The 26856-nt window shown below is 46.1% G+C and carries 24 protein-coding genes, 1 pseudogene and 1 riboswitch; of the genes and pseudogenes, 1 reads left to right on the top strand and 24 read right to left on the bottom strand.

From position 1 onward, the window contains the following. Positions 1-41: 41 nt before the first annotated feature. The 13 genes and pseudogenes from AC3WU2_RS15975 to AC3WU2_RS15915 all read right to left on the bottom strand — a co-directional run bounded on the left by AC3WU2_RS15975 (position 42) and on the right by AC3WU2_RS15915 (position 8316). Positions 42-857 carry a hypothetical protein gene (locus tag AC3WU2_RS15975; RefSeq protein ID WP_492455795.1) on the bottom strand — a complete coding sequence of 272 codons (816 nt, stop codon included), beginning with the start codon at positions 855-857 and terminating at the stop codon, positions 42-44. Between the two features lie 409 nt (positions 858-1266). Beyond that, a complete protein-coding gene (gene modB, locus AC3WU2_RS15970; RefSeq protein WP_492455793.1) occupies positions 1267-1944 on the bottom strand; it encodes a molybdate ABC transporter permease subunit in 678 nt (225 codons plus the stop codon). Continuing rightward, positions 1941-2762, bottom strand: coding sequence for a molybdate ABC transporter substrate-binding protein (gene modA / locus AC3WU2_RS15965; protein ID WP_492455791.1), 822 nt, complete (start codon positions 2760-2762; stop codon positions 1941-1943). The genes modB and modA overlap by 4 nt, the downstream gene beginning before the upstream one ends. 13 nt (positions 2763-2775) lie before the next feature. Then, positions 2776-3792, bottom strand: coding sequence for a GTP 3',8-cyclase MoaA (gene moaA / locus AC3WU2_RS15960; RefSeq protein WP_492455789.1), 1017 nt, complete (start codon positions 3790-3792; stop codon positions 2776-2778). A gap of 22 nt (positions 3793-3814) precedes the next feature. After that, positions 3815-4300, bottom strand: coding sequence for a molybdenum cofactor biosynthesis protein MoaE (locus tag AC3WU2_RS15955; protein WP_492455787.1), 486 nt, complete (start codon positions 4298-4300; stop codon positions 3815-3817). Between the two features lie 20 nt (positions 4301-4320). Beyond that, positions 4321-4806, bottom strand: a complete 486-nt coding sequence (gene moaC / locus AC3WU2_RS15950; RefSeq protein WP_492455785.1) for a cyclic pyranopterin monophosphate synthase MoaC — start codon at positions 4804-4806, stop codon at positions 4321-4323. A gap of 16 nt (positions 4807-4822) precedes the next feature. Further along, positions 4823-5062 carry a molybdopterin converting factor subunit 1 gene (gene moaD / locus AC3WU2_RS15945; RefSeq protein ID WP_492455783.1) on the bottom strand — a complete coding sequence of 80 codons (240 nt, stop codon included), beginning with the start codon at positions 5060-5062 and terminating at the stop codon, positions 4823-4825. A gap of 30 nt (positions 5063-5092) precedes the next feature. Further along, on the bottom strand, positions 5093-6124 hold the full coding sequence (locus tag AC3WU2_RS15940; RefSeq protein WP_492455781.1) for a ThiF family adenylyltransferase: 1032 nt from the start codon (positions 6122-6124) through the stop codon (positions 5093-5095). After that, positions 6114-6395 carry a hypothetical protein gene (locus tag AC3WU2_RS15935; RefSeq protein WP_492455779.1) on the bottom strand — a complete coding sequence of 94 codons (282 nt, stop codon included), beginning with the start codon at positions 6393-6395 and terminating at the stop codon, positions 6114-6116. Before AC3WU2_RS15935 ends, AC3WU2_RS15940 begins: the two co-directional genes overlap by 11 nt. A 64-nt stretch (positions 6396-6459) precedes the next feature. Continuing rightward, positions 6460-6603, bottom strand: a complete 144-nt coding sequence (gene mobA / locus AC3WU2_RS15930; RefSeq protein ID WP_492455777.1) for a molybdenum cofactor guanylyltransferase — start codon at positions 6601-6603, stop codon at positions 6460-6462. 28 nt (positions 6604-6631) lie between these two features. Then, a pseudogene (locus AC3WU2_RS15925) lies at positions 6632-6739 on the bottom strand (respiratory nitrate reductase subunit gamma); the annotation flags it as partial. A 73-nt stretch (positions 6740-6812) separates the two neighbouring features. Continuing rightward, the gene (locus tag AC3WU2_RS15920) at positions 6813-8084 is read right to left on the bottom strand and encodes a molybdopterin molybdotransferase MoeA (protein WP_492455775.1); all 1272 of its coding nucleotides are present in this window, start codon (positions 8082-8084) and stop codon (positions 6813-6815) included. Next, complete coding sequence (locus tag AC3WU2_RS15915; protein ID WP_492455773.1) at positions 8074-8316, bottom strand: histidine kinase; 243 nt, start codon at positions 8314-8316, stop codon at positions 8074-8076. Before AC3WU2_RS15915 ends, AC3WU2_RS15920 begins: the two co-directional genes overlap by 11 nt. 244 nt (positions 8317-8560) lie before the next feature. Here AC3WU2_RS15915 and AC3WU2_RS15910 point away from each other — a divergent pair, with 244 nt between their 5' ends. Then, complete coding sequence (locus AC3WU2_RS15910) at positions 8561-9604, top strand: serine hydrolase domain-containing protein (protein WP_492455771.1); 1044 nt, start codon at positions 8561-8563, stop codon at positions 9602-9604. A gap of 53 nt (positions 9605-9657) precedes the next feature. Here AC3WU2_RS15910 and AC3WU2_RS15905 read toward each other — a convergent pair whose 3' ends face one another. From AC3WU2_RS15905 to AC3WU2_RS15855, 11 genes are all read right to left on the bottom strand, one after another. Then, positions 9658-12150, bottom strand: coding sequence for a WG repeat-containing protein (locus tag AC3WU2_RS15905; protein ID WP_492455769.1), 2493 nt, complete (start codon positions 12148-12150; stop codon positions 9658-9660). A gap of 419 nt (positions 12151-12569) precedes the next feature. Further along, positions 12570-16274: an OmpL47-type beta-barrel domain-containing protein gene (locus AC3WU2_RS15900; RefSeq protein WP_492455767.1), complete on the bottom strand. Its 3705-nt coding sequence runs from the start codon at positions 16272-16274 to the stop codon at positions 12570-12572. Positions 16275-16468: 194 nt separating this feature from the next. After that, positions 16469-18367 (bottom strand): LTA synthase family protein, encoded by a 1899-nt coding sequence (locus AC3WU2_RS15895; RefSeq protein ID WP_492455765.1) that lies wholly within the window; start codon positions 18365-18367, stop codon positions 16469-16471. Between the two features lie 148 nt (positions 18368-18515). Next, positions 18516-19592, bottom strand: a complete 1077-nt coding sequence (locus AC3WU2_RS15890) for a ThiF family adenylyltransferase (protein ID WP_492455763.1) — start codon at positions 19590-19592, stop codon at positions 18516-18518. Beyond that, positions 19589-20362, bottom strand: coding sequence for a thiazole synthase (locus AC3WU2_RS15885; protein WP_492455862.1), 774 nt, complete (start codon positions 20360-20362; stop codon positions 19589-19591). Before AC3WU2_RS15885 ends, AC3WU2_RS15890 begins: the two co-directional genes overlap by 4 nt. 8 nt (positions 20363-20370) lie before the next feature. Further along, on the bottom strand, positions 20371-22092 hold the full coding sequence (gene thiC / locus AC3WU2_RS15880) for a phosphomethylpyrimidine synthase ThiC (protein ID WP_492455761.1): 1722 nt from the start codon (positions 22090-22092) through the stop codon (positions 20371-20373). Between the two features lie 7 nt (positions 22093-22099). Continuing rightward, entirely contained in the window at positions 22100-22303 is a 204-nt protein-coding gene (thiS, locus tag AC3WU2_RS15875) for a sulfur carrier protein ThiS (RefSeq protein ID WP_492455759.1), read from the bottom strand. Then, positions 22300-23448 carry a glycine oxidase ThiO gene (thiO, locus tag AC3WU2_RS15870; RefSeq protein WP_492455757.1) on the bottom strand — a complete coding sequence of 383 codons (1149 nt, stop codon included), beginning with the start codon at positions 23446-23448 and terminating at the stop codon, positions 22300-22302. Before thiO ends, thiS begins: the two co-directional genes overlap by 4 nt. Continuing rightward, positions 23432-24055 (bottom strand): thiamine phosphate synthase, encoded by a 624-nt coding sequence (locus AC3WU2_RS15865; protein WP_492455755.1) that lies wholly within the window; start codon positions 24053-24055, stop codon positions 23432-23434. Before AC3WU2_RS15865 ends, thiO begins: the two co-directional genes overlap by 17 nt. A gap of 92 nt (positions 24056-24147) precedes the next feature. Then, positions 24148-24248, bottom strand: a riboswitch (TPP riboswitch). An 83-nt stretch (positions 24249-24331) separates the two neighbouring features. Then, on the bottom strand, positions 24332-24661 hold the full coding sequence (gene csaA / locus AC3WU2_RS15860) for a chaperone CsaA (RefSeq protein ID WP_314589292.1): 330 nt from the start codon (positions 24659-24661) through the stop codon (positions 24332-24334). A gap of 1009 nt (positions 24662-25670) precedes the next feature. Beyond that, on the bottom strand, positions 25671-26612 hold the full coding sequence (locus tag AC3WU2_RS15855) for a tyrosine-type recombinase/integrase (RefSeq protein ID WP_492455753.1): 942 nt from the start codon (positions 26610-26612) through the stop codon (positions 25671-25673). Between the last annotated feature and the right edge of the window lie 244 nt (positions 26613-26856).

Raw genomic sequence — 26856 nt, 5'->3', positions numbered from 1 at the left:
TCTGAGCTTAGAACGACGGTAATTCATCCATACTACTGATTTTATTTATTGATCGCGAACACGACGATCTGATCATCCTGCGGTCGGATCCATACTTCTCCATCTCCAACCATGACACCCTGCCAGTTGACGAATACATCCTTTGCTTTTTGCGCAAGTAGTTTTTTCTTCACCTTGTCCGTCATAATCTGATTGTATTTTTCGATAAACTGCTTTTTCGACTTAATCAGGACCGTTTTTCCTTTATGGTTGACATGTAATGGATAGGATATGAAGTTCGCAACTTCTTTTTTATTGTTCGACACGACGGCTTTCTGCAGTTTGCTTAGAAAATCGGTAAACGCAGCTGGATTATCGATGCCCGCCACCTCATACGGGTTCTCCATGGCATGGATGGCATAGACTGCAAGTTGCTGATCGATGACGCTCATCCACATCTCGCCTTCGCCAATCATGATCCCATTTGCATTGACGAATACATCTTCAGCATTCTGCGCAAGCAGTTTCTTCTGTACATGGCTTGTCATGATACGATCGTACTTTTGCACGAATTGCTCCTTGGTATAAATGATTATTTTCTTACTATTTTTGATCAAATTCAAAGGATAAGACATGTAAGTCGCTACTTCGTTAAGATTATCCTCTGCAACTGCTTTTTGCAATTTTGCAAGAAAAGTCGTGAACACCTTAGGGTCGTCAATACCAGCATTGGCAAATGGTTGATCCTGCTCACTCTTCACCGTTTGCATTATTGTTGTCGCTTGACTTGCTGTTGATTTCGCCGGTTCTGCCCATACTTGACCTACCAAAGCTCCCGTTGTGATGGTTAATGCTAATAAGATCGCTGTTTTTTTCATGATTTGTTTCCCTCCGTTTTCTGTTTACAAATCACAGTATAAAGTGCCGATGTGTACTTCATGTGTACTCCCGATGAACATGGTGTGCTGTATCGCGTCCAAACAAGCAAAAACGCCTCCGGCGTCCTTTCAAGGACGGAAAGCGTTTATGCGAGAAATATATGAAAAGTTTATTCGTGAAACTTATAAATTCTTATAATTCAAAAAATACCGCGATCATCGCGGTTAATTAGAATGGATACGATGCTAAATATAAGAACAACCAAGCTATGAATAGTAGAATATAACTTCAATGCGGCGTACCTGCCAGCATCCCGAATAAGAAAGGGACACTAACCATCGCTCATCCCCCATGCTCATGTGGAATTACGATGTTCTTGGACTTCAATTCTGTTCACCCTCCTCATCGTTACGCCGATTTCTTCCGCCCTGTTAAGAGTAACATTAGAAATGATATGAAGACCATGGAGATCGTCCACATCCAAGCCATCGTCATATTCCCGGAATCAACCGCTACAAAAATCGCTGTAGGGACAGTTTGCGTCCTTCCAGGAATATTCCCCGCAATCATGAGCGTAGCCCCGAATTCACCTAGACTTCGAGCGAAGCTGAGGATATAAGCAGTTATTACCGATGTAAAAGCAATTGGCAGCGTAATATAACGAAATACCTGCCATTCACTCGCCCCAATCGAACGCGCAGCATCTCCTAATTGATAATCTATCGAATGGAACCCTGTTTTCATCGTCTGATAGACGAGCGGGAACGATACGACGACAGATGCAATCACAGCGGCTCCCCACGAGAAGATGATCGGTGCGGAGAATAGCCATTCAGCGAATTGACCAATCCAGCTTCGTCGCCCTAGTGCAACGAGGAGCAGGAAGCCAACTACGGTCGGCGGCAGCACGAGAGGTAGCATAAAAGCGGTCTCTAGCAGCACTTTACCCTTCACCGAGCTTCTTGACATTCGCCATGCCAATGTAACGCCAATGAGTGTACTCAGCACACTGGATAGGAGTGCAACCTGAAGGGATAATCGAATCGGGGTCCATAGCTGAACCCAATCGATCTCGATCATGTTCATTTCACTTCCGGGATGGAGAATCCGTATTTCACGAAGACGTCCATTGCTTCCTTCGATTGAAGATAGGTATATAATTGTTCAACTTCTTTGGCATGGGTTGTCGCTTTGACGATTCCGATCGGATAGGTAATAGGTGAATAAGATGATGGATCTACGGTATAAGCAATCTTTACTTGATCCGATGTGACTGCATCCGTTTTATACACGAATCCAGCCTCCGTATTCCCGGTCTGGACATATTGGAGTACCTGTCGGACATCCTTCGCTTGGACCAATTTGGACTGTATGTCATCCCATACACCCGCGTTCGTAAGTGCCTCCTGCGCGTACTTCCCGGCAGGGACAGTTTCGGGAATGCCAATGGCGATCTTCTGAATATCTGCTTTCAGAAGGTCTTTCGCTTCTTGTATGGAGATGGACGGTTTCGCAGCCGTGATCACAGTTAATTCGTTCGCAAGCAATTTCTTCTGTTGATCCTGCGACACAAGCTGCTTGTCTACAAGCGTCTTCATATTTTTAGTAGCGGCAGATAGGAATAGATCAACAGGTGCCCCTTGCTCGATCTGCTGCTGCAGTGCGCCTGATGCCCCGAAGTTAAAATGCAGCTTCACACCACTTGTCTTCGCTTCATAATTCTTCTGAATTTCTTGCAAAGCATCTGTAAGACTTGCTGCAGCGGAGATGGTTAATTCAACCGATTTCGTGCCAGAATCCGTCTTTTCATCCGTCTGTTTCGTCCCACATGCTGAGATAATGAGTGCCATTGTGAATAATAGAACGAGCAATTGCGTACCTCTTTTAGTCAAAAGATTAATCATCTATATCCCTCTCCTATCCACCAATTTGTGACATTCTACGAGCTGTAGGCGTATGTGATATTTCTTCATCGCCTTGTAAAAATTTCGACATTTCATGATTTTCCGGTTTCGTACTCAGTGCATCCAGGAAAAGTTGGCGCATGGCCTCATCATTACCGACGACGCTGCGTACTTGGAATTGTTCTGTCCAAGCCAAGCATGGTTTAATATAACCGTCTGCCGTCAGACGTAGGCGATTACAGGTTTGGCAGAAATGCTCGCTAACTGGATGTATCAGTCCAAAGCTGCCAATAGCGCCGTTCAGACGATAATTCTCCGAAGGACCGTTCCCTTGAATCGTCGTAACCGAAGCGTACTCCCATTGCTGCTCGGCACATACTTCCATCACGCGAGTGAGTGACAAATAGAGGTTCTTCCATTGCGTATCACTGTGACCGATGGGCATGTATTCGATGAATCGTACATGGATATCCCGTTCTTGCGTTAGCGCGATAAAATCAGCGATCTCATCATCGTTCAGCCCTTTCATCAGCACAACATTCAATTTGACGGGACTTAAACCTGCCTTCACACAGGCATCCATGCTATCAAGCACTTTCCTTAAATCCCCTCCGCGCGTAACCATTTTGAATCGATCAGCTTGAAGGGAGTCCATGCTAATATTGACGCGTGTAAGGCCAGCTTCCTTTAATCGCTCTGCACGCGGAGCAAGGAATATCCCATTCGTCGTTAGCGATATATCTTCGATCCCAGGTATATTCGCGATAATCGCTACGAGCTTCTCAAGTTCTTTCCGAACAAGCGGCTCCCCGCCAGTAAGACGTATCTTGCTAATCCCCATCCCAGTGACGACGCGTACGACTTCTGCAATTTCTTCATAGGTTAGAATCTTGTCTGACGGCTCGAACTCCATCCCTTCCTCGGGCATGCAGTAGATACAGCGTAGATTGCAACGATCCGTCACGGAAATTCGTAAGTAGTCATGCTGCCGTCCGAATTTATCGACTAAACGCGGAATTGACCCTGTCATCCTCAAACACTCCTTTCAGAAGTTATCTCTCATCTTCCTTCGGTATATCCAGGGCCATAGGACGACCCTCAGGATAGGCCTGCTGGTTCAGTTGATCGCCAATCCATTCGGAGCCGTCTTCGCCATGCTCTTTTTTCCAGATCGGGACAATTTGTTTAATCCGTTCAATGACGTATTCATTCGCTTCATAGGCTGCTTTGCGATGCGGCGAGGATACGGCGATCACCACGGCGATATCCGATATCTCTAACCGACCCACGCGATGCGTCACCGCAACGACGGTATCTGCCCAGCGTTCACGAACCTCATGCCCGATCCGCTCCAATTGCGCGACCGCCATGGTCGGGTATGCTTCATACTCGAGATATAACGTCCGTTTACCGTAGGTTAATTCACGTACCGTACCTAAGAATAACGTGATTGCGCCTGCTTCCCGCCGTCTGACTTTATTCGAGACTTCTTCCGGCTCTAACGGTTGATCTGTAATCACAAATAATGAGCTGCTCATACGGATGCTCCTCTCTTATGCTACTCGCTCTCACGTCGATAATCGCCGCTTTTTCCGCCTTGCTTCTGTTCTAGATAGGTAGGGCCTAACACCATATCTTTATCTATCGCTTTGCACATATCATAAATCGTCAGTCCGACGACCTGCGCAGTAGTTAACGCTTCCATCTCAACGCCAGTCACGCCGGTTGTCTTCACTTTCACGCGAAATGATAATGTCTGCTCATTCTCCACCTCGAATGAAATATCAATGCCCGTAAGAGGTAGCGGGTGACACATAGGAATGAGATCTGCTGTCTTCTTCGCTGCCATAATGCCTGCGACTTGAGCCACCGCCAGTACATCGCCTTTGCCAATCGATCCTTCTTGGATTCGACGCAATGTCTCCGCACGCATATGAATTTGACTCTTGACTACGGCCATCCGCTTCGTCTCTGCTTTATCCGTGACATCAACCAAATGGGCTCGACCTTGTTCATTAAAATGCGTTAATTGCTCACTGCTCATCTGCTTAACCCCTTTCTTAACCACCGCTTACGGGAGGCAACAATGCGACCGTATCATGCGGCTCGATGACGTGCGTCTGCTCGACAAATTGTTCATTGACCGCGATCATGACATGGTCCAATAATAATGTCGGATAACGCTCTCGCAATGTCTGTACGAAGTCAGCCACGGTGATTGAGCCGAGCTCTAAGTCCAAGCTAGATGTACCTAGCTGCTCACTCAAATGCGCAAAACATAGTAATTTTATAACGTCCACCTTCCTCACTTTAATATCATAAAATATTAACTAGCTTAAGTATCTTTGATATAGCTTTTTGGCTTCGAGCGCATCCGAAGTGCCATGGATCAGTGCTCTACCATCCTGGAAAATAACGAGGCAGTATCCGCCCTCTTGAATTTGAAGGAGATATGGATTCGACTTCACGTCAGCGTGCAATTGCACAGCATGAGAGGCTACCAGATCCAAATCTAGCGGCTCTTGACGCGGATAACGGATCCAAACGGAATCTCGACCGCATAATACTTCTGTCCGCATCACCGACTCCGACTTCAGATAAGGATAGCTCGGTTGTGTCCCGCATGTCGGACAAGCCTCGCGCTTCCCCGCCCTATTCATGCGAATGGATTGGAACATGTTCGACCATAGATCGAAGACGGTAAATCGATCCGACATCTGCGATGCATTCCCGGTCAACCATTTAAGTGCCTCGGCTGACTGCAATGAGACGACCATTTGCACAGCTGGCGCAATGATCCCTTCTCGATCACAAGACGCGGAGCCGATTGGCATACGTTCCATCACACAATGCAGACATGGTGTCCTCCCCGGAATGAAATTGCACATCACACCATAGCTGCCTGAACACGCCCCATAGATCCAAGGAATTTGGTATTGATATGCAGCATCATTGATGATATATCGAATGGCAAAATTGTCCGTTGCATCGAGCATCAAATCCACGTTCGATGTATCCAGCAATGATGTAAAATCCGATGCTGTGCAATCCATCACATGTGTATGTACCGTTATATCTGCGTTGATCTGTTTAATACGGTTCGCCGCCGCCACTGCTTTGGGCAATTGATCGATTGCATCCTGCTCGCAATAGAGCGACTGCCGCTGCAGATTGCTCCATTCCACGTAATCTCGATCAATGATGGTGATCGTACCAACGCCCGAACGTGCTAGAATTTCCGCATTTCCGGAGCCGAGCGCACCCGCTCCAACGATCAGAACGTGTTTAGCCGCTAACTCCTGTTGCCCTGCGGTACCGATAGGCCCAAAGTTCTGTTGTCTGCTATATCGATCATGAGACATGGTCGCTTCCTCCTTCCCGTTCTTGAAGTAATGCGATGTATTGCTCAGGTGTATCCACATCTTCTATAAATTGATAAGCTATATCCGCTTCAATCCAATCGCTCTCCCCTAGACCTAACCAATGAATTGAATCCAATAACCCAGATCGCCGGTACTGGTGCGATTCGAGTCTCTGAATGATAGATGGCAGCATCCGATGAGGTCGATACACCCCATGTAACATTTGATGCTTGCCATCGACAACGGGGAGAACCGCGTCAATGCCCTTCATAAAATATCCGGAATATAAATCAAACCGTCCTTTGACCATTTTTTATAGTATGAAGCATCGTTCGTCACGATGATCGTCTCGTACAAATTGAACGCATAACGTTGATTTGCCGTTCGATAAAATGCTCCCCTTCATAGATCAAGAGCGCTTTATTCCGGCCATTCATCCGAGAATTGCGGCCTCCAGCCAGAATAATACCTGTTAACATATGAGCACCGCACCCCCTCGATGAATGATTATTGACGTTTACGATACACGACATAGCTGCGTTTTAGATATTTGATTGGAAAGCTTAGCATGTGAACGAGCCTTGTAAAAGGAAATACGGCAAACAGTGCTAGACCTAAATTGCAGCACCGGTACAGCAGGTATGACTGAATCATCATCAGATCGTAAGATCATTCTCCTCACCCCCTCCTAATAAAATCCCTTCAACGGAATGACCTCAACGAACGAGCCTGCCGCATAGCCTTTCGGCGATCCTGGCAGACATATCAAGCAATTCGCATCCCGTAAGGACACGGTCACACTCGACATATCATACCCTACGGGTGCTGCCGTTAGCTTTCCTTCTTGTTCTGTCATGACACCACGGACAAAACGTGTAAAACGATCTGATTTCACATAGTCCACAGTTAATGTCGCCATGACCCGAGGTTCAGGCACAAGGTCTGCACCCAACATGCCTCGCAGCGCTGGACGAAGAAACAATCGACATCCCACATAACAGGCAGCTGGATTCCCTGAGAGCGCGAATAGGGGCTTCCCTTGCCATAGTCCAAAGGTCGTCGGACTTCCCGGGCGCATCATCACCTTGTTGAATAACAGGTCGCCATCCCAATCTTGCGTTACATCGTAAAGAATATCATGATCCCCGACGGACACCCCGCCCGTCGTTACGACGACATCATGAACATAGAGCGCTTCAAGAATCACTTGCTTCGCGATCCTTGCATCGTCTGGGACACGTTCCAACACGATTGGAATACCACCGAACTCCGTTATCGCTGCAGCTAGCATATACGCATTACTGTTCCGAATTCGTCCAGGCTCTAACGTGTCTTCCACACGGAGCAGCTCGGCACCCGTTGCAAGAATGGCGACCCTGGGCTGCTTATAGACTTGTACCGTATGGATGCCGAACATGGCGAGTAACGCAACTTCACCCGCACCGATCCGAACACCCGAACGCAGTACCGTCTCGTTCACTGCAATCTCTACGCCAATCGGAGATACATTCTCACCCTCGACAACGGAACCCTTCACTTTGCACATTTCTGTGCCATCCGGAGAAATGTCTTCTTCCGTCATCTCATATTTGATTACTGCGTCTGCACCATCAGGAACCGATGCGCCTGTCATGATACGAATGCATTGACCCGAGCTTAATCGCTTCTCCGATACCATCCCCGCAGGCACATGATCTATAATCTGAAGTGAAATCGGTGTACCGATCGACGCCTGCTTTGTATCTTCAGACATCACCGCAAAACCATCCATACTTGAACGGCGAAAATGCGGCATTGGCTGTGGTGCAACAAGCTCCACAGCCAATGTTCTGCCTATACTTTGCAGGATCGGTACTTCTTCCGTTGGCATCACATGTACGCTTTCAAACACGAGACTTGTAGCCTCATGCACACTAATTGCTTTGCGCATAAAAGTCTGTTGTTGTTTTCTACCGTTCATGGAAGCACCTCCCGCATCTATTTTGTACTCGATCGTATGACGAATTGATCACTGCAAAGTATCCATTGGTGCATGGCGCATCTATTGTAAGGGGCTCAGTCTCTATATTCGCCTTCAACACTTCCGTCTGAATCAAAATACTATAAAGTGACTGACCGATCCCATCATGCAGTTCACACGAGTTGCGTTTACGTTCATTTTCTTGTGCGGTTAGGATCGAGTGAGTAATCATTTTGGCGATCTGATGCTACTCTTCCTGCCGTTGCTGCTCAATCGAAGTTTGATGTTTCTCACATTTATATATAAGATCAAGATCTATAAAATACACATTAAAATTTATGTTTACATAACTATTATTATGGAAATGAATTTATCACTACGGACAGTCATATTGAATATACAGAACAAACGTTCTATACTATATAAACACAGCATATGTATGCGATATTCGGAGATAAAAGGAGAAATCAGAAGATATGATACGAAGTTTTGATGTAAATCAACGTATGGAACACTATCATGTATCCGGGATGAGTATGACAATGATTCGAGACGGTCAAATTCATAAGACAGAAACGTATGGCGTTATTGAAGCGGGTACTTCTACGCTAGTTGACCAGCAAACTCTGTTCCATGCTTGTTCCATTAGCAAATTTGTATCGTCCATGTTGGTCATGAAGCTCGCTTCACAAGGCATCCTAGACCTAGATGAAGATGTTAATGATAGACTCACGTCGTGGAGAGTTCCTAATAATACATATACGCAAGCTTATAAAGTCACCCTTCGAACCTTGCTTAGTCATCAAGCCGGCATCATAGATCCCGAGAACAGCTTCACCGAACTAGATCCCAACAATTCTATTCCTACAATGGCGAATCTATTAACTGGAATCACCCCCTATTGTAAAGAATCGACCATCGTAAAATACGAACCTGGGAGCGAATTTCATTATTCTGACGCAGGATTTTGTATTATTCAGCAGCTTATCGAAGACGTTACAGGGAAGCCTTATGGCGTCACCCTGGACGAACATCTATTTAAGCCTTTACATATGAGTAATAGCACTATTCTAACGTCAATTCATTCAGGAAATAGAGACGGTCTTGCGAGCGGTCATCACCGAAGTGGCGATGTTGTCGATGGCAAATATACGATCTACCCTTATCCAGCAGCTGCCGGACTATGGTCCACGTCAACAGATTTAGCACGCTTGGTCATTGAACTTATGGATTCCCTTCGAGGGCAGAGTAAATTAGGGATATCGGAGAAATATGCACGAGAGATGATCACCTCACAAGGGTGTAGAGAATGGACAGGTTTAGGCGTGTTTTTAGAGAGCAACGGTCAGGATATGATATTCTCATCTCTTGGCTGGGGGGTCGGATTTCAATGCATGATCGTCTCAAATCCCTATGTAGAGACTGCTACGGTCATCATGACCAATACGGATACAGGCGTTCATCAACTCGAAGGATTGATTGGTGAAATATTACGTTCCGAATCGGATGTACGAATCTAAATATGGGCATGACTGCCGATTCCCTAACCGGCAGTCTCTATTATTTCACATCGTTAATGAAATGACTTCCAGAACTCCCCATCCGTATCAATCATGTTCATGATCGAAGCAAATGGAATCGTAAACGTAGGGAATCCTGCGGCATACGGAGCAATTTCATAAGGCGCAAAATAGATGTGAAGCGCATCCTCCGTAACATAGAACGGTTGATCGGGCTTAATACCCGTGTAGCTGCCAGGAAACACATAAGAATATTGTGGATCCTCTTTAATTTGCGTACCGATGATCCGACTCAATTCTTTCACGTAATTGCTATCTGGCTTAAACAAGTCTTTCAATGTATACATGTGTCCATTGGTTAAGTTGATCATCACATGCGTCTTCATCGGCATCCCATGGGCCGCTCCGATCGGATAATTGTATCCGTCAAGCTGCAGCACTAGGAGATTCTCCTTATAGAAAGTAACATCAAAATCGCCATCATACGTGTAATTGAGCTTCTTATCGGATGGAATCGGCTTCACCTGCGACATTTCTTTCAGCTTAGTATTCACGTTCTGTTGGGCAGTGACATCGGACATCCCTTCAATTTGCGGATAATAGACGAGATAGTTGGGATTGGGCTTAAATTTCTCTTCTTTCACAGCATAAGGCGCCGTTAAAGGGATCACCGTATTTTGCTGCCAGATGACCCGTCCCTCTCGGTCGATATAAGATAAGCGGCGATCGATGAAGGCTTTGATCAGATTCTTGCGTTCAAGCGTCAATGTGCCACTACCGTCAACACGTGGGTAACCTGATGCAGGCTTCCCGCTCCGATCAATGAAATATGTCTGTCTGGCATCCGTAGCAGAAGCTAAGCCGTCATCGAAATTTTCAACATTCGTATAGATGAAGTCCGACAATCGCTTGCCATTCCAATCCGCGATGGCATAGATCGAACCGATAAAGGGTTGCTCTGGATCCACCGCATTCCCCAGTGCGAACCGTTCATCACCCAGATCTCGAATGTCGTTATAGATCGGCTGGATGATGAATTCACCCTTTTTATTAATCACGCCGTAACTCGATTTGTAACCCTCAGCCGTATTCACGATGGCCCTTCCGTCATGGAATGGAAATGCCATCGTAAATGTAGGTTGGATCACGATCTTACCGCGTTCATCGATATAACCGTACTTGCCCGCAGAATCATGCTGGAAGGCTAGCAGTCCATCGCCAAGGGGGCCGACAAAAGTATACTTGTAAGTTGCTAGTTGACGGCCATTCGGATTGATGAGCGCATACTCTTTATCTTTGATTTTTACGATAGCCTTGCCATCATTGAAATCCCCGGCTTCTTCGAACTGAGCTGGAATAATCTCATTGCCCTTTTCATCCAAATACCCATATTTGCTGCTGCTGTCATTGGTGATATAGAATACAGCGCGATGTTCACTCATATCTGAGATGAATGAATACGCATGTTGGGTCAGTACATTCCCCTTCTCATCGATCATCTTAAACCCATCACGATCAATCACGATCGCTCTGCGCTCCTTAAAGGAGTTAATTGAATGATAAATAGGCTGAACAACGTAACGTGCCGACGCATCGATCACGCCATATTTGCCTTTCTCACTAACAATAGCTAAGCCATTATCTTGGAAATCACGCGCATCATCGAATCGAGGCTGGATCACCATCTCACCTTTGGCATCAATATAGCCCCATCTCGTTCCTTCTGTCGTCTTACGTGAAGCGGGAAATAATCCAACCGACCGCCGAGGCATATCCTTTTGCTCCTCCAGCATGTGCTTGATATGCCGTTCAAGCTCCAGCAAGTCTTCTCGCGAAGGATACGGTTGATTGAAGCTAAGTGCCTTGCGGACAGAAATGAGTGCTGATTGCGGCATACCTGCGCGGTACTGGGCATCAGCGAGATAATACCAATAAAATGGATAGTCGGGATGCTGCTCTGTCATTCGTTCGTAATATCGAACAACGCGAGGGAAATAGTAAGGATATAAATCAGGCGCTGGCTCGAAAGTCCCATTATGCCATCGGAAAACCATTACTCGATAAGCTTCCCCCGTATCATGGATCCAGAGCGCGATATCGGCTACGCCATTTGTTCCTGTCGGACCCGGCATATCTTCCACTTCGATATAACTGTAATACATATTGTCAGGCGCAATATCTCGCAGACCATCCTTCGTCAACGTATAGACGGACAACTTCGACCAGATCGAACCGATCTGCCAACCGACGAGCAGATTATTCTGTCCAGGCTGAACGACCGGCGCTGCAGTCAATAGCGTTACGCCGTAGCCCGGACCTTTTACCGTTGCAACCCGCTCCCACTTCCCATTGAAATTTTGTAGCACAATCAAATGTAGTTCACCATTCAGACGGTACACAACAACGATTTCCGGCATAGAGCTTCCGGTTAAATTCGTTGCATAGACAGCCGCATGTGCGTTAGGCTTATCGATCAAGATGATTTCCGAGCCCGGTGGCAAATGCGCCTTGGCGACCTGCATCAACTGATCTATGTTCTCGGACATGCCAGAATCCTCCTCTTTCCCGCTTTCTTCGCCTAATCGTATGCGGGTTATCGGAAGATATGCTGAATTAAAGTAATGAGCGATCGTTTTATTCCCCATAGGAAATATTAATTATTTCCCAGGCGAGCGCAGGATTCGATTGGAACCGCTTACATATCTATGAAATTCGACGTTCGTCGCCAGATTGAATCGACATATTCTATCAATCGCAGTCGCTATTTCAGGATTTGCTGGGCAAGTAACGGAAGATCGGAAGCAGTGCTCGTTGCGATAAACCCACCATCAGCCGTACTATCAATCGCTAATAATGTCGCAAACCACCGATTCGTGATTATTTCAATCTTTTTTTATTTTATGTCATTAAATTAATTATAAAAGGAACGACGTCCAATCAAGAACGTCGTTCCTTCATCAGTGCACTATCGATTCAATATTAACGTTGCAATAGCAGCAAGGTCTGCGATATCGACCACGCCGTCACGATTAAGGTCTGCAGCTTTGATCTGCTGCCAATTTGGATCCGAGGCAGATTTGCCGTAGCTAGTTGCTGCAATTGCAAGGTCACCAATGGTCACTTTGCCATCATGATTGAGATCGCCTGGAACGCCCTGAGGAACGGTAATACCTATCGTTTTCGTAGATCCCTTTGCAGTTAATTCCTTCCCTTGTTGATCCGCGACCACGGCTTTGTCAACGGAGACTTGAGCCATCGCCTCCACCGATACTGTCTTCGCTTGGAACGTCACCATCAATACCTTCGAGTCTTGCGTCACAGCATGATCGGCACCTGTACTCGCGATGATGAATCGCAGCTTACCCGGTTCATTCAGACTGCTGCTGACGATCTGAAGTCCTGTGTCACTTGCAGCTGCAGAGATATAGTCAAGTAGCTTCTCATCGTACTTCAGCTCGATATCTTGCGCATACACAGCGTCTTGAATGGATTTGAGATGAACTTGGACGGTCATCCGCTCTCCTGACGCGATAGCTTGCGGAGCAACCAGTTCGGTTCGTAGTTCCTTCGATGGATTCACATTTCGATTAATTGAAATGACAAGTATCTGTTCCTTCTCTAGATTCCCAGCATAATCCATACTCCGATAACGAACCGTATTCTTACCCTCCTGTGTCAAGAGAATGGGGTCTTTATATTTTGTCCATTCTCCATCTTTGATGCGATATTCGATCCGTGCAACCCCCGTCTCCGAATCGCTCGCAGAGAGGGATAACGTCACATCTTTCGTAAAGGATCCATTCTCTCCATCGGGTACTGCTGGATTCGTCTGCGCTGTCGTGACGGGCGCTATAATATCACTTGTTGCTGCACCATATACATTGAATCCATCGACGATCAAATAGGAACTATTTTTCTTAACCCCCTTAATGATATGAATCCCTGGTGTTAAGCCTTGCTTGCTAAAGACGACCTTCTGGTAGATCCGAGAAGGATTATAGTTACTAATCGTTTGCTGGAATACGTTATCGATGTAGATATCGACATCGCCTTCATCACTGTTCACTTGCGCAATATAATCAATTCCTGTGCCATGAAAAGTAAATTCGAAGAAATCCCCGTTCGTTTGTGTCGCATACAAATCATTGTAGTACGAGTTGGCGCCGCCGCGAGCAGCGTTTTTGTAATCCCATCCGGTGCCCGTGTATTCAACACCAGCCGTATCATTCAGACGTTCGTTCCCCGACATCTTCTTCCATTGAACAGATACGGAAGCCTGATTACGCCATATTTGTGCGTACAGTATTCCGCCTGGTGCGACACGATTGTAGATATTCCAGAAGCTCGACTTGGTTGTAATTTGCTCGCCGTTCAATTGACGCAGTACATCGCCTTGCTGCAACCCCTGTAATTTCGCATTCGAATCTGCGGGGACTTGATAGAAATATAAGCCATTGGTATCCCCTAGTCCGACCGACGACATGACCGCATCGGAATAGATACTGCTTACTTCTGCGCCCATAAGCGGTTCAATATCCGCCTCAGTGGTAGGATTTCCTGTTGACCATTTAATTCCTGGCGGTGTTGGAGCCCCTGGCTTGCCGAATTGATTCATCGGGAAATTCACGAATCCTCGAGCGATTGCTGGCGAGCCTGCTTGCACCGTGAAATCTTTTTTCGTCACATCGGTAAAAGGTGATGCACCAACGAACAGCGGATCTGCGATAACGGAGTGTGTATCAAACCCTGAATTCATCCAAGCAGACGTGATATCCGCAACCGCCTTACCGTTATTCCAGAACGTATTATTGTCGTAGAAGGTGCCTGCCGCTTTCGGATCGTCTTGAATGAAATCGTAGGGATTATCCGTAACAAAAATATTCTTCTCGATCACATCATTACTTCCCTCGTATGCGACATGGAAATGCCCGCCACCATTCACGATGATATTGTTATGGACTTTTCGAGAGAACCCTTCACGAAGTTTAAATCCGGCATTCAGCATGAGATTGTTGTAAATATCGTAGTTCGAAGATCCGTCATCCAGATCAATATCCCATGCCGAGTTATGCCAGATGCGATTGTTACGAATGACCGTCGTCTCCATCGCATCCAAGAAAGCATATTGTTTCTTCACCGCATCGCCACCGCTCAAGGACCAGAACCGATCCCGTCCCCACGCGTTGAATGGTCCGTGATCACTTGTCTCTAGGACACAATCGAAAATATCATTGAATTCAATGACATGGCCGCCCCACGTTCCATCGTTAATGTTCACACCTGACCGAGGGCTATGATGGATTGTATTATGGCTTATCGTAATATTGCGGCTAACCGATACATTCACCCCAGCGGATTGCTTCTCGAATACCCCCATGTTGAACATGTGATTGTTATTTACGGTGATGTTCTGAGGGTAATCATTTGTGAGCGGACCGGGCGTGGTATCTTGAATATCGGTGTGTTGATTCGACCATGTAGAGGGATAGCGAACCGCGCTTTGCAGACCAACAATTTGCACATCTGTCGCACCTGATCCAGAAAATTCATTGTTCGATATTTGATGATTGCGATTATAGCCATTCACGAATATGGCGTTGCCGCCTACCTGATCGAATACTGAATTCTGAATGGAGATATTCTCTGCATCTTGGACAAAGACCGTACCGGTACGCGCGACAGACCAATCGCCTCTCATGAGTCCTGCATAAGGCTTATTGAATAAGGTGCGATGCGTCTCAGTAAATGTAAAATTTGAGAAGGTTAAATGCTTCACTTTGTCTGTTGCCGTGCCCGTAATTCGCAGCAGCTCATCTAAGACAGCAATTTCAATGTTTGCCTTATTCAGATCCGTTCCCGTTGGAGGATTGAAGTATAGCTTGCCACCTTTGCTATCATAGAACCATTCGCCTGGTGCATCGAGCTCTTCGAATATATTCTCCACCATGCGATAGGTAGCATGCAATGTGCTCCCACGATTGTTATCTCCGACCCATTGTAGATTTGGCGATCCGTTCGAAGCGTTTACGCCTGTGATCTTGAACGAGTTCCCACCCCATTCATTCCCATGCAAGCCTCGGACGAGTCCCGTCGTCGGATCACTCCATTTGGCAACACGACTTGGGGCAAGCGCATCCGCAGCGTACCCACCTAGAATAGCAACGTTCGGATCATAATTTGGATACCTCGCCAAGATCTGTCGCTGTGAATTCAGGAACAGACCATCGAAATCAAGCCCTGCTCCAATATCAGCAACTTTAATACCCCCTTGGTAGTCACGCCAAGTCGGTGTTAATTTCTTACCTCCGCTCAAAATAACTTTTTCTCCTTCATAGGCGGAATAAATCACTGGTTTGTTGGTTTGACCGGAATCTTGCGGATTAAATACGAGTGTTTGATCCAAATAATAGGTCCCACCTCGCACCCAGATATGTATTGGCCCGATTGATGACGATATAAGGTCTCTTACAGCGGACTGGGCTTTGGCAAGAGTGCGGAATGGAGAAGTAATCGTACCTGTATTGTTGTCGTCACCATCCGTCGCCACGTACACTTCTGTCGATGCCGCATGCGCGGTTTTAGGTACAGTCACAGTTGCAATTGCGCTGAACAATAATGCCGAAATCAGTGATAAACACATCACCCGATAACACCTACTTTTCCATTGCATGATCAAACCTCCATATTTATCATGATTTTGTATTCGCTTACCTGATTACACGAAGATTATAACGCCGGACCTCTAAATTTTTCATAGATTATCTTCTTGAAAATATCGATTAATCTACTTACATAGCAAAAAGGCATGAACTTCGAGGACTTCACCTCAAATTTCATGCCTTCTGTATTGTCATTCAAACTCAACTATGGCGCTCGTTTCGGTAACATTTTCACATAAGCATCCGATAGTTTCATGAATTTCAGGATATAATCGTAATCCTTCTTATAAGGTGTTAGATCCGATACTGGTTCCAGCGTACTTAGATTAATGGCCTTACCATCGTCGAACCCTTTGCCAGGAATGAACAGAATATCATCGTTAAAGAACGAGCCTGTTGGCAAGTAATAGCGCATCCCAATAATATTATGATCAATATTCAATAGATCATGACCGAATGCCGTGAAATGCTGATCTTCCAGCGATATTCCCATAAGATTCGCAATGGTCGGCATCATATCCACTTGACCGCCAACCCGATCGACGACTTGGCCTTTCTCCATCCCGGGAACGTGAATCATGAATGGAATATTAAATCGGCTCACATACTCATTATATGGAATACCCAGTGATTTACTGAGTTCCTCCGGATTATTATCTTGCGGTTGAAGTCCAAAATGATCACCATAAACGACTAATACCGTATTCTCCCACATGCCATTCTCCTTGAGTGAATCAATCAATTGTCCAAGGGCATAGTCCGTATAATGCTGCGCATACATATAATTTCCGATTTGCTTCGATGCTAAATCTGCTGGCAAATCAATCGTTTTCGCACGATCTGGTACTTTAAAAGGAAAATGACTGGATACCGTGACAAATTGCGCGTAGAAAGGCTGCTTTTTCTTACTAATTTCTGATAGCTTCTCCACGCCGACACGATACAATTCCTCATCTGACGCCCCAAATTCATTAAATTGATCATTTTTGAATGAGGGTTTATCGAAGTATTGATTGAAAGCCAACGCAGGATAAAGACGTATCCGATCCCAGAACTTCACATCATTGACATGAAACGTATTCGTTGAGTAATGATCCGCACCGAGAAGTCTCGGTAAGCTAGGAAGCTCACGATCCGCATATCCCGTAGACATGGCGATGGCACCTGTCGGGTAGATCGAGGTGTTTGACATGAACTCCGCATCCGACGTATTGCCCGGGCCAATTTGCTGGTAGATATGCGGGAAATAGAAGCTATCTTTGGCTAATTGATTGAGCACAGGTGTAATCTCCTGATCATTGACCTTCAGATTGATGAGGAAATTCTGAAATGCTTCCATTTGAACAACAATCAGATTCTTCCCTTTGGCAGCTCCAAAATGAGCGGGTTTCTGTCCTGCTTCAAGCGGCTTGTCCCGATAAGTAAAGGTGTCTTCAGAAGTTTGAACCTGCTGTGTAACTTCCTTAATGTTACCTTCTTCAACCATCTTGTTCGTCTCTCTAGCCTTGAGCGCGATTGCAAATTGATAATCGATGAACCCAATATCCTGTGCAAGCGCAAGTTCATTATCCATCGCTTTGTTCTGCATCACCGTTCTACCCGATAACACAAGGCAGATGACTGTGACTGCAACCATCCCGATTTTCCAATATCGACGTTGAATCGGACTTGAATCGGCTGGCAGTCGACGACGCGTAAATAACCAAATGACAGCCATCACGAGCGTATCGAGGAAATAGATATAGTAGATTGGACGAATCGTCGCTTTCACACTATCCCCGATTTCGGTCACCTGATGAAGTGCCGTTAAGGCCGTATACGTTGCAACTGACCCGAAATGATCATAATATAATGTCGCGGCAAAACAGATGAACGATAGCAATAAATTGAATCCCCAGTAGACATATCGTTTGGATCGCATGGGTAAGATTAATTCTAGAATACCGAAGATTGCGCAAATCGCGAATACATCTCGAAGCAGTTGAACCACAGACATCTGCTCGAAAAAGAAATATCGCATCAGGACGAGCTTCCCGAATGCGCATAGGATCGCCCAGAAGAAGATTGGAATCTTCTTCGCAAATGTGTTTTCCATTTCTCTCATTCTTCTCTCCTATTTCGATTAAGTTTACAAGATTTTAATATTTTCATAGTATATCAGATTTCGCCCAGTCACTTCCATTCATATATTCCAACCAACACAAGAAGACCCTTCCACTTCTTCCAAGAAGAAATTGAAGGGCCTTCTATCCTTATCTCGTTGATACTGTGCTAATGTTAATCATTTGAATGTATAGCTGTCTCGCGACTTGAATATCTGTCGTCCCATGGACGAGTGCCCTGCCGTCAACGAATAATACGATTCGCTGCTCATCCCTATGTGCGCTAAGCAGAAAGTCATTCATGATGTCCACTTGCAGCTGTCCTGAATGATATTGCCGAATTTGTTTCGATAATGTCCTTAGATCCAGCTTCATCGCTTCAGAAGGACGAAGATGGACCGTATCACGCCCACAGAGAATCGCTGCTTTCTCTGTTGCAGGCGCTTTAAGAAATGGATACGTTGCTCGATCGCCGCAGCTAGCGCATCCCCGCTTCTTCATCGCTTGGATATTGATGGCGGTGTACTGATTGTTCCATAGATCGAATGAAACAAGCTTTCGGTGTAGCGCATCAGGGTTCCCCGTTAACAGCTTAAATGCCTCTGCCGTCTGATGCGCCACGACCATTTGAACCGCTGGTGCAATAATGCCGTCCACGTCACAGCTCTCTCCACCATTCGGAATGATGTCCATCATACAGCTGAGGCATGGTGTAACCCCTGGGAGAATTGTGTAGGATAACCCATAGCTCCCGATGCATGCACCATAAATCCATGGAATTCGGTATTTCACAGCAATATCGTTCAAGATGAATCGCGTTTCGAAGTTATCACACGCATCCAAAATGAGGTCAACACCTGTAATAAGTCGTTCTAAATCTTCCCCTCGCGCGTCCAAAACGTACGCATCGATCTGGACATTGGCGTTAATCCGTTCCAAATGCTGTTTGGCTGCGATCGCCTTTGGCATCCGCTGACGTACGTCCTCTTCCGTATACAATTGCTGACGCTGCAGATTACTCCATTCCACATAATCGCGGTCGATGATCGTGACATGCCCCACGGCCGCCCTGACAAGGGTTTCCGCGCAAGCGGACCCGAGCGCTCCCGCACCGACGATCAGGACATGACACTCGGCCAGTTGCTGTTGTCCAGCCGCACCGATCGGTGCAAAGCTCATCTGGCGTGAATAGCGATCGAAAGACGGCTGGTCTTGCTCCGCCATCATACCGTAACCATTCCCTCAAGCGGACTGCTCGCCGAGGCATATCGCTTCACAGGAATTCGTCCGGCTTCAAAAGCTAACCGCCCCGCCTCAATCCCTTGCTTCATCGCGACAGCCATTTTGACGGGATCGCCTGCCCCAGACACCGCTGTATTCAGGAGCACTCCATCTGCGCCAAGCTCCATTGCAAATGCAGCATGCGATGGGGCACCGATTCCTGCATCGACAATGACGGGCACGACCGCTTGCTCAATGATAAAACTTAAATTAATGGGGTTAATAATTCCTTGTCCTGAACCAATCGGAGAAGCGCCTGGCATGACGGCATGCACACCCATCAGTTGAAGTCGTTTGGCGAGCTGCACATCATCGGAAATATAGGGCAATACGATAAAGCCTTCATCAAGCAGCATCTCACAAGCTTTTACCGTTTCGATCGGATCCGGAAGCAAGGTTTTCAGGTCTCCTATCACTTCTACTTTGATCATATCGCATAGGCCGGAGGCCTTCGCAAGTCGCGCAATCCGTACTGCTTCTTCTGCAGTTGAAGCCCCTGCCGTGTTCGGTAACAGGGTGTATTTGGCCAGATCAAGCATTTCTAGAAAGTTCGGTTGACTAGGCTCGAAAATATTCATACGCCGTACCGCGAACGTTAAAATTTCAGTCTCAGATTTCTCGACCGCTTCTTTCTGAACTTCAAAGTTCGGGAACTTTCCGGTTCCAAGTAACAGACGAGATTTAAATGAATGAGGGCCAATCGTAAGCAATGCAATTCCTCCTTTTAGATTTTCTGATAAATTTGGCTGCCGGACGCTTTGAATTCATTCGATTTCTCTTCTAAGCCTTGGGCTGCATACGCTCGAATATCCTGTGTAATCCGCATGCTGCAGAATTTGGGCCCGCACATGGAACAGAAATGCGCTGTCTTCGCGCCTTCCGCCGGCAATGTCTCGTCATGATATTCCATTGCACGCTCCGGATCGAGCGAGAGATTGAATTGATCTCGCCAGCGGAATTCGAAGCGGGCTTTGGATAACGCATCATCGCGCTGCTGGGCCCCAGGGTGACCTTTGGCCAGGTCAGCAGCATGTGCTGCGATTTTATAGGCAATAACACCTTCACGCACGTCATTCTTGTTCGGCAGTCCGAGGTGCTCCTTCGGTGTAACATAGCAGAGCATTGCCGTTCCGAACCAACCGATCATCGCGGCACCGATGGCAGATGTAATATGATCATACCCTGGCGCAATATCTGTCGTTAGCGGACCGAGTGTATAGAATGGAGCTTCTTGACAGACTTCCATCTGACGATCGACATTCTCCTTGATCATGTGCATCGGGACATGTCCCGGCCCTTCGATCATCACTTGAACATCATGCTTCCACGCGATTTGCGTTAATTCCCCCAGCGTATCGAGCTCAGCGAATTGAGATTCATCATTGGCATCCTGAATGCTTCCTGGACGAAGACCATCTCCGAGTGAAAATGCCACATCATACTTCTTCATAATCTCGCAGATTTCCTCGAAATGCGTATATAGGAAATTCTCTTCATGATGCGCTAAACACCAAGCTGCCATAATCGAACCCCCACGTGATACGATCCCCGTCAGGCGATTCGCCGTTAGTGGTATATACCGGAGCAGAACACCCGCATGGATGGTAAAATAATCAACGCCTTGCTCCGCTTGCTCAATGAGCGTATCGCGGTAGACTTCCCACGAGAGATCTTCCGCCTTGCCGTTCACTTTCTCGAGCGCTTGATAAAGCGGTACCGTACCAATCGGAACCGGAGAATTGCGAATGATCCATTCCCGCGTCGTATGAATATTTCTCCCTGTGGAGAGATCCATCACCGTATCTGCACCCCAACGCGTAGCCCATGTCATCTTCTCAACTTCTTCCTCAATGGAGGAAGATACCGCTGAATTCCCAATATTCGCGTTAATCTTCACGAGGAAATTCCGCCCGATAATCATCGGTTCACTCTCTGGATGATTAATATTCGATGGGATAATGGCTCTCCCACTCGCGACCTCATCCCGGACGAACTCTGGCGTGACATGCTCACGAATCGCGATATATTCCATTTCTGCGGTTATGATGCCTTGGCGCGCATAATGCATTTGGGTGACATTTGCACCTTTTTTCGCCCGCAATGGACGACGATTCAGTCCTGGGAACACGATCGTCTGATCTGCATCCTCCGCTCTGCGCAGTCCGTTATCCTCCGGTTTCACCTCGCGCCCTTCATAGAACTCGACATCGCCACGATCTAGAATCCATGCTTGACGATGCGGGCACAAGCCTTCTTCAATATTTGTATGTAATGTTGTATCTGTATAAGTTCCGCTCGTATCGTACACGCGCACAGGTTCATTGATCTCAATACCTCGGCTGTTCTCTGTTGGGCTGAGCGTAATCTCACGCATCGGAACCCGTAGATCCTCGCGCGAGCCTTGAATATATACCTTTTGACTGTTAGGAAAATTAACTTGTGACATCTTCTCCTCACCCTCCGCCTACAAAATGTACAATCTCAATACGTGCACCTTCATCTACAATACGATCTACAAAATGATGCTTATCAACGATCTGTGCATCAACCTCCACAACGACAATGCGGTTCTCGAGTCCGAAATGCGCTAATACATGTTGTATGGTAGTCACATGCTCAGGCAGTTCCACGGGCTGACCATTCATGATTAATTTCATGACCTCACCCCAGTCATTTGATGTTCTTTCGTCCATCGCATCGAAGGGATCTGGAAGGCAGATAAATCTGCTGCAGGTTCCTTCTCTTCAATTAGATCTGCTATCACGATTCCCGTGAGCGGACTGAGCAGAATCCCGTTACGATAATGCCCGGCAGCGATCATTAAGCCATCTAGTTGCGGATGTCGACCTATATATGGCAGCCCATGCGGTGTCTGCGGCCTTAGCCCGCTCCACGTTCGACTCCACTCCGCACCGCGAATGGAAGGAATTAAACGTTCTGCAACGTCCATCAATGCCAAGATGCCGCCGACCGTCACTTGTCGATTGTAGGTATGCGGTGTCACCGTGGCACCAATCAATAGTTCTCCATTGGCCTTCGGTACGATGTAACAATCGTCTGTGTATATCGTTTTACGAATAAGCGGAGTATTCGTTTTTACCGCAATACACTCCCCTTTGACAGGATATAGCGGCAAATCGTATCCAGTGGATCGGAGCAAGAACTGTGACCAGATGCTGGATGCGATAATGACATGATGACAATAGTGGGTACCGTCTTGTGTACGAACACCGACAATTTTGCCGCCTTCACGAATCAACTCATACACCTCCGTATGCTCACAAATATCTGCGCCGAGATCTGATGCTGCCTTGGCATACGATTGGGTTAATGAAGGGGCCATGACCTGATGGTCTTGCTCCAAGTAGAGCGCTCCATACACATCGGAGCCTAACGCTTTCTCCATCTCCTTCGCTTCTGCAGCGGACAACCATTGTGTGGCTTCACCCCACTGCTGCTGAATTGCAGCTTGTGTATGATAACGAATAACATCTTGTTCACAGGTTGCAATACGCAGCAGGCCATGCTGGACAAGTCCAATTTCAATCCCGCTACGTTCCTTCAGGTCAGCCGCAAGTGCGGGGAACATCGCTCGACTGTGTCGTGCAAATTCAAATAATGGTGCGGATTCGATGAATTCCGCTTGCGCTGCCAGCATGCCTGCCGCAGCACCCGAGGCTTCGGAGGCGATCCGGTTACGCTCTAAGACTCGAACTCGGATGCCTCGAGCAGATAAATGATACGCAATCGAACACCCGATGACACCTCCGCCCACGATGATGACGTCAACTGTTTGCTGCATGGAATGACCTTCTTTCGTTAAGCTTTGACGCATATTGCTTAGCTGCTGTTAGAGGATCCACAGCGGATACAATTCCGCTAATTACAGCGATCCCTTGTGCACCTTGCTGCATCACATCTTGTACCTGATCAGGCTCGATCCCACCAATACCGATGACCGGAATTGATACTGAAGCGGCTACTTCTCTTAAGGCCTCAAGCCCACGTGGAGATAAGCCCGGCTTCGAACCGCTCGCGTAGATATGGCCATAGAACAGATAATCCACTCCTTCTGCCTCACAGCGGATGGCTTCTTCAACCGAATGCACGGACCGTCCAATGCGAAGTCCTTGTGACATTTGCTTCACCTGTTGAATAGGTAAGCTGTGATGTGTAAGATGTACCCCACCAATTTGAGCGGCACATGCGACATCCACGCGGTCGTTGATCACCAGTTTTTGAGCTGGAACCCCTAGCTGCAGCATCCTTTGCAATGTCTCAACCAATTCTTTGGCTGTGCTATTTTTCTCTCGTAGATGAATAAATTGAACGTGCGGATGTACTTCTGCAGCAATCACTACAAATCGCTGCAATGGTATGGATCCAGGTGAGATAAGATGTAGTTCCATGGTGTCTGAGCTCCTTTCTTGGAACGCAAAAAGACCACTTTTCCGCAGAAAAGTGGTCGTCAAGCTCCATAAATAAACTCCTAAAAAGGATGAAGCGAGCCTCAACACTTCCCTACGCTGGTATTAACCAGATCAGGTTCGAAGGGTCCGGTAGATCCGTCTCAGCCCTTAAAAGGCTCCCCTAGTGTGTATTGCTTATCAAGTTACCAACAATATAGCACAATCTTACTTTGTTGAATAGGATAAAATTTCAAGAAGAATCCCAAGTCCTCTAAGCTACGCGATTGGTGTACCATTCCGTACCTGTTGATCAGGTTGCAAGAGTACCACATCACCTTCCTCGGGCACACCGCCAATCACCAATACCTCCGATTTGAATCCTGCAATGCGTCTTGGTGGGAAATTTACGACTGCGATCACTTGACGGCCAATCAGTTGTTCAGGTTCATATCTTTTTGTAATTTGAGCCGATGATTGCTTGATCCCTAGATCACCCATATCAATGGTTAATTTTATTGCAGGTTTACGGGCTTCTGGGAAAGGTTCCGCTTGGAGGATAGTTCCTACTCGCATATCTAATTTCAGAAAATCTTCTATATCTGCCATTTTTCAACGACCTCCTTTTGCACTATTTTATTTGAGAAGTGTGGTTGAGACAAGTTTATGCATAATTGGTTTACATAACATTTATTATGTAACTTTTGTTACTGATCATTCTTAAGGAGCCGATTGGCAAGACCAAGGAATCAATTCTATGTCCTCATCGGCACACGGATTCACCTCATCCATCTATGTATAATCATACTAAATTAATGTATATTTAACAACGACACTACTATCCCGATGATGTAAATAAATGCTTCGAAATAGTTCGTTTCGTTGAACTCTATCCGGCAAGATCACATGTGACTGTTACGACTTGCGAAGCTCCTGTTGCAATCATTTAGATTCAATGGATCCCTTTCCACGACAATCAACCGATTGCCATTTCTATACCACTTTTTGCTAAGCGCTAACTAACCAAATGCCTGCTGCTCGCAGGTTATAAGTACGGTTTGACCTGATTTTCTCGTTCCTTCCAACCCTCTGCCCGTTCGAAATTGTATTACTTTCCAGAAAACATGATTTATCTGAAAAGCCCTTCCACTACATTAAGACATATGGCGAAGCGTTTCATTAACCTAGGTTCATACTGTGACGAATTCGGCTTCATGCAACCGAGGTACTACCTAGATAAGATGCAATATGATATTGTGGGATTCTTGCATGAAGTCCAGTGTATAAATGTATAAATATACAGTATTGTTGTTCTGTTGTACAGAGCAATAAATTCATCTCACGTTATTCTTTTTTTCATCTACAATCGTACTGCCAGCTTTCTTCAAATCGTTCTCAGCATACATCTCGGTCTTACATCTTTTGAATTGTAGCGAATGAGACTGAGCAGTATTCACGGTCATCCAAAGCTTGAATATGAATTTATCAGATTTTCCACAAACCATCCGAAATGGGATCAATTCGACTGAAGCCAAGTAATGGTCTCTTCAGCATATCTTCCATAACTTAGGCTCCTTGTTTTATTTCACGAAATTTAGTTTACATAACATAAATTATGTTACTGTTTTACCAAAGCTCCCACCGTAGGTATTTTCCCTGAAAATTTATCCATCGCCATCTTCATCTGTTTATTATCAATATGTGTATAAATTTGTGTCGTTTCAATGCTCGCATGACCGAGCAATTCTTGCAGAGTCCGTATGTCCGTCCCGCTTCGAATTTGCATTGTCGCGAACGAATGACGCAGCTTATGACTTGATAATCGCATATTTACGAGCTCAGGCAGCTGCGCTTTCAGCTTCTCGAACGTCTGATCTGCAATCGTCTGGATCATGCGGATGGATAATCGACGACCGAATTGTGAGATGAAAAATGCCTGCTCTTTCCCTTGGTTTGGGGCTCGCCGCTCCTCTTGCGCACGTATCAGAATCAGATGCAATTCGGTGGGAAGCGGGATGACGCGCCATTTGCGTCCTTTTCCAAGAATGTGAATGGATCCGTCTTGATGTAGATCTTGGATGTTCATACGATGGATCTCACCAACACGCAAACCAGCAAAAGCCATAAGAAGCAACATCGCTATATTGCGGTTGTGATATTTGCCTTCCACCCGATCAAAAAATTGATATAGCTGGTTCTCTTCTAGATAAGTCGGGATCCGATTCTTTACCTGTTTCGATTTCGCGACCGAGGCGGCAGGATTAACTTGTAAATGCTCCATCTCATTCAACGATTTATAGAAAGCACGGAGAGATGAAAGTTTACGATTTCGCGCTTCATCTCCCGCTCCTCGCTCTCGTGTAACTGACAAGAATCGCATAATCTCCATCTTACCCAGTTTCGACAGTTCTGCCGGATAGACTCCTTTGAGAAAACTACGAGCATCACTCATATACGCCGACTGCGTCGATTTCGACATCCCTTGGTTTTTCATCCATATCGAAAATAATTCTAACTCGAGACTGTATGCCTCAATCAAGTCATATTGCGTAAGTGTCACGAATTTCCCCCCTCTTCTTTTTATGTATTTATTCATTGCATCAGCGTGATTGAATTCTGGCATCTTCCAAGAAAAAATTCCAGATATCTACCATTTTCTCGAAAATATAAACCTATCAATACCTATTATAATATGAAAAAAGTTTATTTAAAATGAAATTGCATGAAATATGTATTTCACGCAATTATTTGATGGCAAAAAAAGAGAGTTTGCGCTTGAAATGATACGCATTAACTCTATGCAT

The sequence above is a fragment of the Paenibacillus sp. EB106-05-06-XG162 genome (assembly GCF_058791655.1).
Note: the sequence above shows the minus strand (reverse complement) of the source record. Positions and strands in the feature narration are given on the sequence as shown.

What these genes read in the sequence shown, in the direction of transcription:
- thiC (WP_492455761.1), bottom strand. Translation starts at nt 22,092, where the DNA reads ATGTCACAAGTTAATTTTCCTAACAGTCAAAAGGTATATATTCAAGGC.
- AC3WU2_RS15915 (WP_492455773.1), bottom strand. Translation starts at nt 8,316, where the DNA reads ATGATTACTCACTCGATCCTAACCGCACAAGAAAATGAACGTAAACGC.
- AC3WU2_RS15920 (WP_492455775.1), bottom strand. Translation starts at nt 8,084, where the DNA reads ATGAACGGTAGAAAACAACAACAGACTTTTATGCGCAAAGCAATTAGT.
- AC3WU2_RS15955 (WP_492455787.1), bottom strand. Translation starts at nt 4,300, where the DNA reads ATGAGCAGCTCATTATTTGTGATTACAGATCAACCGTTAGAGCCGGAA.
- AC3WU2_RS15975 (WP_492455795.1), bottom strand. Translation starts at nt 857, where the DNA reads ATGAAAAAAACAGCGATCTTATTAGCATTAACCATCACAACGGGAGCT.
- AC3WU2_RS15900 (WP_492455767.1), bottom strand. Translation starts at nt 16,274, where the DNA reads ATGCAATGGAAAAGTAGGTGTTATCGGGTGATGTGTTTATCACTGATT.
- AC3WU2_RS15895 (WP_492455765.1), bottom strand. Translation starts at nt 18,367, where the DNA reads ATGAGAGAAATGGAAAACACATTTGCGAAGAAGATTCCAATCTTCTTC.
- AC3WU2_RS15905 (WP_492455769.1), bottom strand. Translation starts at nt 12,150, where the DNA reads ATGTCCGAGAACATAGATCAGTTGATGCAGGTCGCCAAGGCGCATTTG.
- AC3WU2_RS15890 (WP_492455763.1), bottom strand. Translation starts at nt 19,592, where the DNA reads ATGATGGCGGAGCAAGACCAGCCGTCTTTCGATCGCTATTCACGCCAG.
- csaA (WP_314589292.1), bottom strand. Translation starts at nt 24,661, where the DNA reads ATGGCAGATATAGAAGATTTTCTGAAATTAGATATGCGAGTAGGAACT.
- thiS (WP_492455759.1), bottom strand. Translation starts at nt 22,303, where the DNA reads ATGAAATTAATCATGAATGGTCAGCCCGTGGAACTGCCTGAGCATGTG.
- AC3WU2_RS15910 (WP_492455771.1), top strand. Translation starts at nt 8,561, where the DNA reads ATGATACGAAGTTTTGATGTAAATCAACGTATGGAACACTATCATGTA.
- moaA (WP_492455789.1), bottom strand. Translation starts at nt 3,792, where the DNA reads ATGACAGGGTCAATTCCGCGTTTAGTCGATAAATTCGGACGGCAGCAT.
- modB (WP_492455793.1), bottom strand. Translation starts at nt 1,944, where the DNA reads ATGAACATGATCGAGATCGATTGGGTTCAGCTATGGACCCCGATTCGA.
- AC3WU2_RS15940 (WP_492455781.1), bottom strand. Translation starts at nt 6,124, where the DNA reads ATGTCTCATGATCGATATAGCAGACAACAGAACTTTGGGCCTATCGGT.
- thiO (WP_492455757.1), bottom strand. Translation starts at nt 23,448, where the DNA reads ATGCAGCAAACAGTTGACGTCATCATCGTGGGCGGAGGTGTCATCGGG.
- AC3WU2_RS15935 (WP_492455779.1), bottom strand. Translation starts at nt 6,395, where the DNA reads ATGAAGGGCATTGACGCGGTTCTCCCCGTTGTCGATGGCAAGCATCAA.
- AC3WU2_RS15865 (WP_492455755.1), bottom strand. Translation starts at nt 24,055, where the DNA reads ATGGAACTACATCTTATCTCACCTGGATCCATACCATTGCAGCGATTT.
- moaC (WP_492455785.1), bottom strand. Translation starts at nt 4,806, where the DNA reads ATGAGCAGTGAGCAATTAACGCATTTTAATGAACAAGGTCGAGCCCAT.
- modA (WP_492455791.1), bottom strand. Translation starts at nt 2,762, where the DNA reads ATGATTAATCTTTTGACTAAAAGAGGTACGCAATTGCTCGTTCTATTA.
- mobA (WP_492455777.1), bottom strand. Translation starts at nt 6,603, where the DNA reads ATGTTAACAGGTATTATTCTGGCTGGAGGCCGCAATTCTCGGATGAAT.